Here is an 11,701-nt window from a genome sequence, read left to right on the forward strand (position 1 = left end):
AAGCGAATTGGTGTGACAAGGCCGGCGGCGCTCCCTACATCAGGCTCTTTGATCAGGGAGCGGTGGATGTCAGCGCAAGCGATCTCCGAAAACGGCGCCAGGAGCGATTTCTGGCAGGGCGTGCGGCTCTCGATGCCCGTCGTCGTGGCGTCGGCGCCGTTTGCGCTGCTGTTCGGCGCGATCGCTGTCGACAATGGCTTTTCGGTGCTTGAAGCCTTCCTGATGAGCGCCCTGGTCTTCGGCGGCGCCAGCCAGATGGTCGGCATCGAATTGTTCGGCCAGCATGTCGCGCCATGGCTGATCGTGCTGTCGATCTTCGCGGTGAATTTCCGCCATGTGCTCTATTCCGCCGGCATCGGCCGGCGCATTGCGCACTGGCCGCTGTTCCAGCAGGCGCTCGGCTATTTCATCCTCACCGATCCGCAGTTCGCGGTTGCCGAGCGCAAGGCGGAAGCCGGCGAAACCGTCGGCTTTGCCTGGTATCTCGGCCTCGGCCTGCCGGTCTATGTGTTCTGGGTGATCGAAAGCGCGCTGGGCGCGGTGTTCGGCAAGCTGATCCCGGACACGCATGCGCTGGGCATCGATTTCCTGCTGCCGATCTATTTCCTCGGCCTGGTCCTGGGTTTCCGCAACCGGCCGCTGTGGCTGCCGGTGGTCATGGCAAGCGCTGCCGCCTCGATCATCGCCTACAAGACCGTCGGATCGCCATGGCATGTCTCGATCGGCGCGATTGCCGGCGTGCTGCTTGCCGTCGTCCTGCCGCCTCACCATAGCGGCGTCGAGGCGCGGCCATGAGCACAACCTTGTGGATCATCATCGCCGGCGCGGTCGCGACCTACCTCACCCGCATCGGCGGGCATCTGGTCATCTCGCGCTTCGAAAACATCCATCCGCGTGTCGAGGCCGGGCTGAACGCCGTGCCGGCGGCTGTGCTGACGACATTGGTGGCGCCGGCCGCCCTTACCGCCGGACCGGCGGAATGGGCGGCGCTGATCGTCACCGCGCTGGTGTCGCTGCGCGGCGGGCTGATGGCGATGTTCCTGGCCGGCGCCGCGGTGCTGATCCTGGCGCGGCAGTTCGTCGGGTAGGGTGTGCTGATATTCAGGTGAGGCCGGCCTACGAACGGCGGTTTCCTGCGCTTCCGGTGCTCACGTACCCAAATGTACGCTCCGCTCCGGTTCTTGGAACCCACCATTCTCGACTCGGCCTGACCTGAATCTCAACACACCCTCCAGCTTTCCGAAATCAGATCTTTGCGTCGTGCGGCAGTGGTGCGGTTGCCTTTTCCAGCCAGGCAAGCGTTTCGCCGTCGAGCATCGGGCCGATCTCGGCCAGCACGCGCGCGTGGTATTGATCGAGCCAATGCAGCTCGTCGCGCGTCAGCAGATCCGATCGCACCAGCCTGACGTCGATAGGCGCCAGCGTCAGCGTCTCGAAACCGTGCATGGGGATGTCGCCGCCCTCTATTTCTTCGGCCGGGGTCACCAGCACGAGGTTCTCGATGCGGATGCCGTAGGCGCCTTCCTTGTAGTAGCCGGGCTCGTTGGAGAGGATCATGCCGGCGAGCAGCTTTTCGGTGCCGGTCCTGGCAATGCGTTGCGGGCCTTCGTGCACCGCCAGATAGGAGCCGACGCCATGCCCGGTGCCGTGGGCGAAGTCGCAGCCATGCCGCCACAGCGCCAGGCGCGCCACCGCGTCGATTTCGGAGCCGCGCGTGCCCGGGGGAAAGCGCAGCATGGAAATGCCGATCATGCCCTTGAGCACCAGGGTGAAGCGCTCGCGCATCTCCTCGGTCGGCGTGCCGACCGGCACGGTGCGGGTGATGTCGGTGGTGCCGTCCTGGTATTGACCGCCGGAGTCGAGCAGGAACAGTTCGCCGGACTTGAGTTTTCGGTTGGTGGCGCGCGAAACGCGGTAATGCATGATGGCGCCGTTCGGGCCGGCGCCGGAGATGGTGTCGAAGGACACGTCGCGCAGCGGCATCTGCGTTTCCTCGCCGGTGCTGCGACGGCACTCCTCGAGCTTGGTGACGACGGCGATCTCGTCAAGCTTGCCGGGTTTTTGGCGATCGAGCCAGCAGAGCAGCCTGGCGACGGCGGCACCGTCGCGGCGATGCGCGGCGCGCGCGCCGTTGATCTCGGCCTGGTTTTTCGTCGCACGCGGAATGCGGGCCGGGTCGGGCGCAGAAATGACGGCGCCGCCATTGTCCTCGACCAGCATCCGGAGTTTTTCGGCCGCCAGCACCGGATCGAGCGCTATTTTGGCGCCGCCCTTGGCGAGCGCCGCGACAGCCGCTTCGAATTCGCCGGGTTCATGCAGGTCGGCGAGCTGGGTCAGATAGGCCGCCACCGTTCGGGAGAATTTGCGCTGGTCCATGAACAGCTGATGCTTGCCGTCGGCGGCAAGCACGGCGAAGCCGAGCGCCAGCGGCGTATGCGGCACGTCGCCGCCACGGATATCGAAGGCCCAGGCGATAGAGGACGGGTCGGTCAGCACGGCATGGGTGGCGCCGTCCTTGCCGATGGCCGCCGCCAGTTGCACCAGCTTGTCCCGGCCCAATTCGCCGGCGAAGCCGATCGGGTGAATCTCGACCGGCGCCAGCGGCGGTTCGGGCTGGTCCGTCCAGATGGCATCGATCGGATTCTGGTCGAGCGGCACCAATAAGACGCCCGATTTCTCGGCCGAGGCTTTCAGCGCCTTGACGTCGCCGATCGTTTGCAGCCACGGATCGAAGCCGAGCCGCACGCCCTTGCCGAGATTGTCCTTGATCCAGATGGCGGGCGGGTTATCGACCAGGCTCTCGATCGCAAAGATGTCGAGATCGACCTCCTGGCGCACCTGCAGCGTGTAGCGCCCGTCGACGAACATGGCGGCGCGCTCGCCAAGCACGATGGCGACGCCCGCCGAGCCGCTGAAGCCGGTCAGCCATTTCAGCCGCGCTGAACGGTCGGCGACATATTCGCCCTGATGCTCGTCGGCGCGAGGCACGATGAAACCGTCAAGCCCGTTGGCCGCCAGCCATTGGCGCAGCAGCGCCACACGAGGCTTGCCGACGGCGGGATCGCCAGCGGAATCAAAGGTCTGGAACATGGTGGCCTCTCCTCGGATGGTGACCGCAACCTAGCGCATGGCTCCGAAAATCGGAATCGACTTTATTGCGTCGCCCACCGCCTTGGCGGGAATCAGGGGGAGGTCGCTTTTTCGCATGGAGGCTATGCGGAATAGGCGATTCCCAGACAGGTCAGCAAAGCTTACCTTTCAAGCGTGGAGGAATGTGTCCCTGTTGTCCTGCAAAGGAGACTGTCATGCCCACGATTCCAGCCAGACGCGGATTTTTCAGAAACGCCATGAACGCGCTGATAGAGGCCCGCCAGCGCGAAGCGAACCGGTATGTGAGCGGTGTGCTGCTCTACCTCGACGACGAAACGTTGAAAGCGCACGGCTATGATCGCGAAGACCTGAGGAAGGCCGCAAACTCACCCTACGTCTGAGCGGTTTTGCGGGGTGACGCCTCACCGCTTGAGATGGATCGTCACCCAGCCCTCGCGGTGCACGGTCCTGACATGGCGGAACTGCTGGCCGACATAGGCCGCAATCACCGCGTCGCGTTGCCGGTCGAGGATGCCTGACAGCACGATCGAGCCACCGAGCGCGATATGCCCGGCCATTTCGGGCGCCAGCCGCATCAGGGGCCGCGCCAATATGTTGGCGACGATGAGATCGAAGGGTGCGCGCGCGGCAAAGATCGGATGGTGGAACCCCGGCGCCGCCACCGTTTCGACCAGCGCCTTGACATGGTTGAGCTGGGCATTGGCGGCAGCCACCTTGACGGCGACCGGATCGATATCGGTGGCCAGCACCGGGATATGCGCAAGCCTGGCCACGGCAATGGCCAGTACGGCGCTGCCGGTGCCGAGGTCGAGCGCATTGCGCGGCTGCTCGCGCCGCACGACCTGTTCCAGCGTTTCGAGGCAGCCGGCGGTGGTGCCGTGATGGCCGGTGCCGAAGGCCAGCCCCGCCTCGATCTCGATGGCGAGTTCACCGCTGCGGCGCTTGCCGCGGTCATGCGCGCCATGGACGAAGAAACGGCCGGCTCGGACCGGCTTCAGCCCTTCCAGCGAGCGCGCCACCCAGTCGATATCGGGCAGGGCCTCGCGCACGACCGGCCTCGACAGCGAAAGGTCTGCCAGAATGCCCTCTACCCGCGCTTCCGCCGCGTCGACATCGCCGTCGGCATAGAGCGACACTTCGTGGAGGTCACGGTCTTCGTCGACCTCCAGCACGGCAATTGGCAGGCCGTCATCCTCGAAGGCCGCTCCCAGGGCCGCGAAGATACGGTCGGCCTCGATCTTGCCGACCGTGAAGTAAAGCCGCGTCTGGGTCATCAGCTTTCGCTAGCCAGCCGCTTGAGCTTGGCGATGGCGGTGTCGGCGCTTTCGCCATAGGCTATGGTGCCGGCAAACTCGCCCCTGGCGTTGAGCAGCAGCACCGAGGCGGTGTGGTCCATCGTGTAGTCGCCGTCGCCGGTGTCGACCTTCTTCCAGTAGATGCCGAAGGCCTTGGCCATGGCATGCACCTTGTCCGGATCGCCCGAAATGCCGGTGATGCGGTCGGAAAAATTGCTGACATAGGTGTTCATGATCTCGGGCGTATCGCGCTCTGGGTCGACCGAGACGAAATAGGCACGCAAATCCTTGCCGCTGTCGCCCATCGTCTTCAGCCAGCCGGCCAGCTCGAAGAGCGTGATCGGGCAGACCTCGGGGCAGTGGGTGAAGCCGAAGAAGACGACGCTGGGGTGGCCGCGAAGCGCGGCTTCGGTGATCGGTGCTCCTTTCTGGTCGACCAGCGCAAAAGGTGCGCCATAGGGCTCGCCGCCATAGTGGCCGCGGTACCAGTCGAAGGTGAGCCAGCCGATGCCTGCCGCCATCAGGACGAGAATGCCGACCAGAATTGAACGCATCATCTGTTATGTCCGTCGTGATTTTCATCGGGCGCACGGGATCGGCGCCATTTGGCGAATACTCTTAACTGTTTGATACTGCGCACGCAAAGATGTCGCGTTGCCGCAACCGGCAGGCCCGCACGCACGATCCGGCTTGCAAAGCGCTGTCTTTCGCCCCACCTGAGACCGGCAAAACTCGAACCGCAGGAGGCTCCCGTTGCAAAGACCGACAGGGCAAAGACTGATTGGGCGAAAACTGATCGGCGGCGCATTGGCCGTATGTCTCGTCATCGGTGCTGGCGCGGCTGTCGCCCAGGAGGTCGGCAAGGTCGGCGTCGATTGGCTCGGAAACGACATCATCGTCGAGGCGATCAAGGACCCGAAGGTCGAAGGCGTGACCTGCCACGTCTCGTATTTCGACCGCGGCGTCATCGACCGCCTGCAGAAGGGCAACTGGTTCGAGGATCCGTCCGATTCCTCGATCTCCTGCCGCCAGACCGGGCCAATCACCATCAGCGATATCGACATGAGCGAGGCCGGCGAGGAGGTGTTCAAGCAAGGCATCAGCCTGATCTGGAAGAAGCAGGTGGTGAACCGCATCTACGACAAGGCCAATGAGACGCTGATCTATCTGTCACATTCGCGCCAGGTGCAGGACGGCTCGGCGAAAATGTCGGTCACCACGGTGCCGCTCTACGGCCAGAACGTGGTGTGGACCAAGGGCAAGCCGTAGTGGACTCCGGCAACAGCTGACGGACGATTGGTCCCGCTTGCGGGACCAATCGTCGGCGCGACAATTGCTCCCGCCTTGCAGGAGCAATTGCGCTGACGTAAAGCCGCCGGATGGATCGTGCCGAAAACCTTGTCCCGAAAGATCCCGAGCCGCGCATTCATCCGACTGCGGAATTGAAGGCGTGCAAGCTCGGGCGCTATGCCTCGATCGGCGAGCGCGTGATCCTGCGCGAGGTAACGGTCGGCGATTTCTCCTATTTCGAGCGCCATGCCGAGGCGATCTACACCACGATCGGCAAGTTCTGTTCGATCGCCGCCAACAGCCGCATCAACGCGCTGGAGCATCCGGTCGAGCGGCTGACGCAGCACAAGGTCAGCTACCGGCCGAACGAATATTTCCGCTGGCTTGGCGTCGATACGGCCTTCCGCGAACGGCGGCGAGCCAAGTCCGTCAGCATCGGCCACGATGTCTGGATCGGCCATGGCGCGGTGATCATGCCAAGGGTGACCATCGGCAATGGCGCGATCGTCGGCGCCAATGCCGTGGTGACGCGAGACGTGCCGGCCTATGCGATTGTCGCCGGCGTTCCCGCCAAGCCGCTGCGCCAGCGTTTCACCACCGATATCGCCGCACGTATCGAAAATCTTGGCTGGTGGGACTGGCCGGTCGAAAAACTCGCCAAGGCCATCCCCGACATGCAGGCGCTGTCGATCGAAGCCTTCCTCGACCGCTGGGAAGACGCCGCGTCCTGACCTCGTTCAGGCGCGTACGCGGCCGCAATCGCGAAATACCCGCTCGCAGGGAACCCTGACCCGTCGCCGTTTGTTTCTCCCTGCCATCGAGGGAGTTCAGATGTTCGAGAAGCTTTTCACCAGGATCGCCAACAAGGTCGCCCATCTTTCCGGCATGCCGCTGACATTTGCCATGTGCTGCCTGATCGTTGTGGTCTGGGCGGTGACCGGGCCGATTTTCGGCTTTTCGGACACCTGGCAGCTCATCATCAACACCGGCACAACGATCATCACCTTCCTGATGGTGTTTCTTATCCAGAATACGCAAAACCGCGACGGAGCTGCGATCCAGGCGAAGCTCGACGAGCTGATCCGGGTCGGCGAAGCCCACAACCACTTTATCGGCATCGAGCATCTGACCGAATCCGAGGTGGAGGAGATCCGCGCCAAGTGCGAACAAGCGGCGAAGCGGCATGACCGACAGGCCGCCGAGATGACCGCCAAGAAAGCCGTTGGGCAAAAGCGCGGCTCGAAAAAGCAGGCTGCCTGAGTTCAGCGCTTCATAAACGCCGCGAAAGCGTCCTTGTGATCCGGATGCCAGCGCGAGAGAGCAGGGCGGTTCTCGATGATGTCGCCGATCGCCCAGGCCATGCGCTTTTCGTCCATGGGCCGTGTCGCCTCGTTGTCGGGGCACAGGATGTAGAAATCGCCACGATTAAGCGAGGCCAGCATGAAATCGACGACCTGCTCGCCCGTCCAGGCGCCGGCCGGTTTCTCGGTCGCGCCTTCTGTCAGACCCGTATACGTGAAGCCCGGAATGAGCAGATGCGCCGAAACCCTTGCGCCCGGCTCGTTGCGCAGTGCGTACGCCAGCCCTTCGGTGAAGGTCTTCACCGCTGATTTGGAGACGTTGTAGGCAAGATTTCCGGGCGGCGTGGTGATGCCTTGCTTGGAGCCGGTGTTGATGATCAGCCCCGGCGTGTCGGTCGCGAGCATGCGCGGTGCGAAAACCTGGACACCATGCACGACACCCCAGAAATTGACGTCCATCAGCCGCCTCCAGGCGAAGCGGTTTTCCCACGGCTTGCCCGGATTGTTGCCGACGCCGGCATTGTTCATCAGCACTGAAACCGCGCCAAAGGCAGCGTAGGCAGCATCCGCCAGCCGGTCGACATCGTCGATATAGGAAACGTTTGCGGCAACGGCACGAACGGCATCGTCGCCGCTGATCGCGGCGAGCGCTTGCCGGGCCTGATCGAGGCGCGCGTCGTCGACGTCGGCAATCACCGTCTTCATGCCCATGGCCGCAAATCGCTTCGCGGCGGCAAGACCGATGCCGCTGGCGCCCCCGGTGATGACGGCGACATTGCCGGAGGCAAGAGCAGGTAAGGCGGTCTGGATTTCGGCGTCGGTAGTCATGGTTTTTTCCTTGTTCGAGCTAGTGCCGAACTTAGCGTGGGATGCGGCTCAGGCAAGCTTCTCTTGGCGTCTTCGGGTTGACCACATCGGCAAGCGCTGCGCATGTTGCCGGCGAAAGAGGAGATGCCGATTGACCGACTGGATCGAGATCCTGAAGCAGCAGACCGCCACCGGCGACCAGATGGGCCGCGAGGTGCCGCAGATGCTGGCCAATCCCGATATCACCGAGGCGCAAGTAAAGACGCTGTTTGCGGCGCTCGAAAAGCAGGCGGAATTCGTCGAGAAGCTGCGCATGGCGCTGGAGAAGTTCGGCCATGATTTTTCCGTGATCAAGGCCGCCGAGCGGCTGGAGGAGCGCTATGCCGACCTGGCGGCCTCCGTGGCGGAAAAGCTGAAGGCGATGCGCGGCTAGAGCAGGATGAGTTGAAGCTGCTTCGCTGATCCTCGGTTCGGGATCATGCTTAGCGAACAGGAAGTCCAAGTCCGGCCCATTCGTCGGGCGGGATCACAGTTCCGACACGGGAGGTAAAGGACAGGACTCTCGTCGCATCGTTATCGACCTCGCACCGGTAGCTCAGACGATACCATGTTGCGGCTGCGTGGAAAGCAGCCTGCGGAACATCGAGGACATTGCCCATCTTCAGCGGAACAAGTGGCACCAGGTCAGGAAAATAAGAGGCGTCCTGTAATTGTTGCTGCAACGCGCTGGCGCAAAGTCTGGCAGCTCGCTGGCCGCGAGGCATTTCGGCGATCGAGGTCGTAGCCAGCACATCGCCGGTAGCGCCCTGTGAATAAAGCCGGCGAACACCCGGAAGACCCGCATAGTTGCGTGCTTTCGTGGAGCTTGGCCTCCTGGCGCTCGCGTTTCCGGGCTTCGCGACCTTTGCGGAGCTGGGTTTCGGTGTGGGTCTGGGCCGGGGGGCTTCGGCCGACGTGGGAAGCTCGATCTCACCGTCGTTGCCGGGGGCAGCCAAGGGCATTGGTGCCGCGGCTGTTTGCTTGTCGGCTTGCGTTCCCGCCTCCTGTTTGTCTGTCTCCTGTTTGTCTATGTTTTGGGCTGATGGTGCTTGCTTCTGCTGTGTAGGCTCGGCGATTGCCGAATTATCGCCGGTCTTGGCTGAATCCGCCTGCTCCTCCGCCTTCGGTGTGACAGGCAGCTTCGAATCGTCGTTCTTTGCCGGTGACGGCGCGTTGTCTTGAGGGCTGCTCCCATCCAGGGACTTCCTGGGGCCTGTATCCTTCTCGCCGAACTGAAAAACAGGCTTCAGGATCTCGATTGGCGACGGCTTGCGCGGCTGCTGTTCCGGCACAGGCGGCTTTTCAACTTTCTGCTCGGGCGGTTTTTCGACTTTGGGAGCCTTTGGGGCAGCAGGTTTCGGCTTTGGCTGATCGGGCGGAGGTACGAGCGCGACATTTACCGGTTGCTGCTCCTGCGGCTGTTGGGGAGGCGTCGGCAGGCCGTAGACCAGGAGAGCTGCGATGAGCGCATGCAGGATCAGCGAGGCGGGCAAGCCCCACAGTAGATTCCGACGCCGCTCTCGTGTCTCGTCCTTCATCTAGACCGATGTGGAGCGAAATAGCGGCGGCATCAAGCATGAGCGTGGAAGTGGCACGATTTAGCTGCCGCTGGACAGGCGGCCTTTGCGTGATGATCACGGTCTTTTCCCTGGTGGCGCGGGGTTCGGCGCGAAATACGCGCGGTGAGCCAGCCTCTTCACCCGTTCGGCGTTTCCGGCGACAGATGCGCGCGCTGGCGCGGCACGCCGAGGCCGGTGTCAGGCGGCTCGCCGGCCGCCGGCCTGTCCTCGATCATGTGCATGGTGCGCCAGCGGCCAAAGCGATAATAGCCGGCGGCGAGCAGGAGCGAGGCGATCGAACCGGCGGGAAAGCTCCACCACAGCGCCTCCTCGCCGATCACGCTCCTGACGAAGTAGGCAAAGCCGGTGCGCACGATCAGCACCGAAATCACCAGGATGATCAGCGGCGGCATTACGGCGCCGGTGGCGCGCACGGTGGCGAAGAGCACGATGGTGACGCCGAACAGGATGAAGGACCAGGACGCGACATTGTTGATGTGGGCAGCGATATCGATGGCCGCGCTGTCGCTGCTGAGGAACAGGCCGAGCACTGGGCGGTCGAAGACGAAAAGCAGCGCGACCAGCGCGCCGGTCAGCACCAGGTTGAAGCCGACCCCTGACATGGCGATGTGGCCGATCCGGTCCCAGCGGCCGGCGCCGACATTCTGCGCCGCCATCGAGGAGACCGCGGCGCCGATCGCTAGCGCCGGCATCTGGATATAGGTCCAGAGCTGGGCCGCGATGCCGTAGGCAGCCGCGACCTGGGAGCCATAGGAGTTGACCATGCCCATCACCGTCAGCGCAGCGACCGAGATGACGATCATCTGCAGGCCCATCGGCACGCCCTTGAAGACGACGATGCGCAACAGCGCCGGGTCCGGCCGCAGCAGCGCGAGGTTGGCGCCAGCCAGCCGCAATGGGTGCTTGCGCGCATAGAGCATGACGAGGATGGCAATGACGCTCACCGTCTGGCCAATCAGCGTTGCGGTGGCCGATCCGGCGATGCCGAGCTCGGGGAACGGGCCGATGCCGCGGATGAGCAGCGGGTTCAAGACGATGTCGAGCACGACAGCCAGGGCCATGAAGAAAAACGGCGTGCGCGAATCGCCGGCGCCGCGCAGCACCGTCATCACGAAGGAGAGCAGGTTCATCATCGGCACCCCGACGAAGATGATGCGCAGATAGGAGCGGGCGAGCGGCAGCGCGTCGGCCGGCGTGCCGAGCGCATTGAGAATGGCGTCGACCCAGATCCAGCCGCAGACCGCGAACACCACCGAGACGGCGAAGAAGAAGGTGGCGCTGGTGCCGACGATGCGCCGGGCCTCCGGCAGATCGCGGGCGCCGACCGATTGCGCGACCAGGATGGTGGCAGCCATGCCGATGCCGAACACCGTGCCGAGGATGAGAAACAGCACGAGATTGGCGTTGGAGGTCGCCGTCAGCGCCGCCTCGCCGAGGAAGCGGCCGACCCAGACGGCATTGATCGATCCGTTCAGCGATTGCAGCACGTTGGCGCCGAGCACCGGTAGCGCGAACAGCAGAAGCGTGCGCGGGATCGGGCCGCTGGTCAGGTCGCCGGTGCGGCGGCGCGCGGGCATCTTCTCGTCCATGGCGGGCAGCTTGGCTCGGCGAAATGAATCAGGCCCGCGATGATATCGCAGGCCTGATTCCCATGCACCCCTTTCCGGGCCGGGTGCCAAGGGACACCCGGTCGAATGGGCTAGTTCGCGACGAGGCTGTTTCCCGACAGGCCGGGAAGCGTGACCTGATAGACCAGGAACATGGTGTCGACATTGGCGCCGTCCTCGGCCTTGTAGGGCACGCCGACCTGGAAACCGTCCTGGGTCAGGAAGTCGTTGTCGTTGGCCACGAACAGGAAATAGTCGTCGGGCAGCTTGGGGTCGAGCACGCTGACCAGCGACATCGCCTCCCACTTCTCGGAGAGGTTATCCTTGTCGTTCGGCGCGCCATTGTGCAGGCCGAAGCGGCCGAGTTCGGCCTTGTCGTTCATGTCGATGAACGGCGTCAGCTTGGCCGGCGACACCGACGGATCGAGCACGCCCTTGGGCGCCACCGGCTTGTCGGCGGCGTCGAAGGCGCCGCCGGCGATGTCGGTGGCGGCGGAGAGGTCGACGATGTCGATCTTGCGATAGAGCGAGGCGTCGCCCTTCAAGCCCTGGCCGTTGCCGCTGTCGCGCGCCAGCATCAGGAAGGTCTTGTCCGACAGCGCGACGATTTCGCTCTGCGCCGCAACCTTGGTCTTGTCCTTGGCGTCCTTGAATACCGGCAGCGGCACGAC

13 protein-coding genes and 1 pseudogene are annotated in these 11,701 nt (G+C 63.8%); 7 read left to right on the forward strand and 7 right to left on the reverse strand.

Annotated elements, in window-relative coordinates; translation table 11 throughout:
• The first annotated feature begins 66 nt into the window (after positions 1-66).
• Both CN311_RS19785 and CN311_RS19790 read left to right on the forward strand, forming a co-directional pair.
• Positions 67-795, forward strand: a complete 729-nt coding sequence (locus tag CN311_RS19785) for an AzlC family ABC transporter permease (RefSeq protein ID WP_097575418.1) — start codon at positions 67-69, stop codon at positions 793-795.
• Positions 792-1,088 (forward strand): AzlD family protein, encoded by a 297-nt coding sequence (locus CN311_RS19790; protein WP_097575419.1) that lies wholly within the window; start codon positions 792-794, stop codon positions 1,086-1,088. Before CN311_RS19785 ends, CN311_RS19790 begins: the two co-directional genes overlap by 4 nt.
• A 157-nt stretch (positions 1,089-1,245) precedes the next feature.
• Here CN311_RS19790 and CN311_RS19795 read toward each other — a convergent pair whose 3' ends face one another.
• A complete protein-coding gene (locus CN311_RS19795) occupies positions 1,246-3,090 on the reverse strand; it encodes an aminopeptidase P family protein (RefSeq protein WP_097575420.1) in 1,845 nt (614 codons plus the stop codon).
• 215 nt (positions 3,091-3,305) lie between these two features.
• Here CN311_RS19795 and CN311_RS19800 point away from each other — a divergent pair, with 215 nt between their 5' ends.
• Positions 3,306-3,491: a hypothetical protein gene (locus CN311_RS19800; protein WP_097575421.1), complete on the forward strand. Its 186-nt coding sequence runs from the start codon at positions 3,306-3,308 to the stop codon at positions 3,489-3,491.
• Between the two features lie 21 nt (positions 3,492-3,512).
• Here the strand turns inward: CN311_RS19800 and CN311_RS19805 are convergent, their stop codons facing one another.
• Complete coding sequence (locus CN311_RS19805; RefSeq protein ID WP_097575422.1) at positions 3,513-4,385, reverse strand: 50S ribosomal protein L11 methyltransferase; 873 nt, start codon at positions 4,383-4,385, stop codon at positions 3,513-3,515.
• Positions 4,385-4,963, reverse strand: coding sequence for an SCO family protein (locus tag CN311_RS19810; protein WP_097575423.1), 579 nt, complete (start codon positions 4,961-4,963; stop codon positions 4,385-4,387). The genes CN311_RS19805 and CN311_RS19810 overlap by 1 nt, the downstream gene beginning before the upstream one ends.
• Positions 4,964-5,159: 196 nt before the next feature.
• Here CN311_RS19810 and CN311_RS19815 point away from each other — a divergent pair, with 196 nt between their 5' ends.
• The 3 genes from CN311_RS19815 (at position 5,160) to CN311_RS19825 (ending at position 6,956) form a co-directional block, all read left to right on the forward strand.
• Positions 5,160-5,675 carry a CreA family protein gene (locus CN311_RS19815; RefSeq protein ID WP_097575424.1) on the forward strand — a complete coding sequence of 172 codons (516 nt, stop codon included), beginning with the start codon at positions 5,160-5,162 and terminating at the stop codon, positions 5,673-5,675.
• Positions 5,676-5,785: 110 nt separating this feature from the next.
• Positions 5,786-6,427, forward strand: coding sequence for a DapH/DapD/GlmU-related protein (locus CN311_RS19820; RefSeq protein WP_097575425.1), 642 nt, complete (start codon positions 5,786-5,788; stop codon positions 6,425-6,427).
• Between the two features lie 100 nt (positions 6,428-6,527).
• Positions 6,528-6,956 carry a low affinity iron permease family protein gene (locus CN311_RS19825; protein WP_097575426.1) on the forward strand — a complete coding sequence of 143 codons (429 nt, stop codon included), beginning with the start codon at positions 6,528-6,530 and terminating at the stop codon, positions 6,954-6,956.
• A 2-nt stretch (positions 6,957-6,958) separates the two neighbouring features.
• Here the strand turns inward: CN311_RS19825 and CN311_RS19830 are convergent, their stop codons facing one another.
• Positions 6,959-7,825 carry an SDR family NAD(P)-dependent oxidoreductase gene (locus CN311_RS19830; protein ID WP_097575427.1) on the reverse strand — a complete coding sequence of 289 codons (867 nt, stop codon included), beginning with the start codon at positions 7,823-7,825 and terminating at the stop codon, positions 6,959-6,961.
• 130 nt (positions 7,826-7,955) lie between these two features.
• On the opposite strand from CN311_RS19830, the gene CN311_RS19835 reads away from it, so the two are divergent.
• Complete coding sequence (locus tag CN311_RS19835) at positions 7,956-8,237, forward strand: hypothetical protein (RefSeq protein ID WP_008876633.1); 282 nt, start codon at positions 7,956-7,958, stop codon at positions 8,235-8,237.
• A 49-nt stretch (positions 8,238-8,286) separates the two neighbouring features.
• Here CN311_RS19835 and CN311_RS19840 read toward each other — a convergent pair whose 3' ends face one another.
• From CN311_RS19840 to CN311_RS19850, 3 genes and pseudogenes are all read right to left on the reverse strand, one after another.
• Positions 8,287-9,381 carry a DUF930 domain-containing protein gene (locus CN311_RS19840; RefSeq protein ID WP_097575428.1) on the reverse strand — a complete coding sequence of 365 codons (1,095 nt, stop codon included), beginning with the start codon at positions 9,379-9,381 and terminating at the stop codon, positions 8,287-8,289.
• A 158-nt stretch (positions 9,382-9,539) separates the two neighbouring features.
• Positions 9,540-11,012 (reverse strand): MATE family efflux transporter, encoded by a 1,473-nt coding sequence (locus tag CN311_RS19845; protein WP_097575429.1) that lies wholly within the window; start codon positions 11,010-11,012, stop codon positions 9,540-9,542.
• A gap of 110 nt (positions 11,013-11,122) precedes the next feature.
• Positions 11,123-11,701 (reverse strand): annotated as a pseudogene (locus CN311_RS19850) (esterase-like activity of phytase family protein); the annotation flags it as partial.

This window comes from Mesorhizobium sanjuanii, from assembly GCF_002529485.1.
In the GTDB taxonomy this organism is placed as follows: domain Bacteria; phylum Pseudomonadota; class Alphaproteobacteria; order Rhizobiales; family Rhizobiaceae; genus Mesorhizobium; species Mesorhizobium sanjuanii.

Bases quoted from the DNA above. Each gene is read 5' to 3' on its own strand.
- CN311_RS19810 (WP_097575423.1), bottom strand. From the start codon at position 4,963: ATGATGCGTTCAATTCTGGTCGGCATTCTCGTCCTGATGGCGGCAGGC.
- CN311_RS19790 (WP_097575419.1), top strand. From the start codon at position 792: ATGAGCACAACCTTGTGGATCATCATCGCCGGCGCGGTCGCGACCTAC.
- CN311_RS19785 (WP_097575418.1), top strand. From the start codon at position 67: ATGTCAGCGCAAGCGATCTCCGAAAACGGCGCCAGGAGCGATTTCTGG.
- CN311_RS19795 (WP_097575420.1), bottom strand. From the start codon at position 3,090: ATGTTCCAGACCTTTGATTCCGCTGGCGATCCCGCCGTCGGCAAGCCT.
- CN311_RS19820 (WP_097575425.1), top strand. From the start codon at position 5,786: ATGGATCGTGCCGAAAACCTTGTCCCGAAAGATCCCGAGCCGCGCATT.
- CN311_RS19800 (WP_097575421.1), top strand. From the start codon at position 3,306: ATGCCCACGATTCCAGCCAGACGCGGATTTTTCAGAAACGCCATGAAC.
- CN311_RS19830 (WP_097575427.1), bottom strand. From the start codon at position 7,825: ATGACTACCGACGCCGAAATCCAGACCGCCTTACCTGCTCTTGCCTCC.
- CN311_RS19825 (WP_097575426.1), top strand. From the start codon at position 6,528: ATGTTCGAGAAGCTTTTCACCAGGATCGCCAACAAGGTCGCCCATCTT.
- CN311_RS19805 (WP_097575422.1), bottom strand. From the start codon at position 4,385: ATGACCCAGACGCGGCTTTACTTCACGGTCGGCAAGATCGAGGCCGAC.
- CN311_RS19845 (WP_097575429.1), bottom strand. From the start codon at position 11,012: ATGGACGAGAAGATGCCCGCGCGCCGCCGCACCGGCGACCTGACCAGC.
- CN311_RS19840 (WP_097575428.1), bottom strand. From the start codon at position 9,381: ATGAAGGACGAGACACGAGAGCGGCGTCGGAATCTACTGTGGGGCTTG.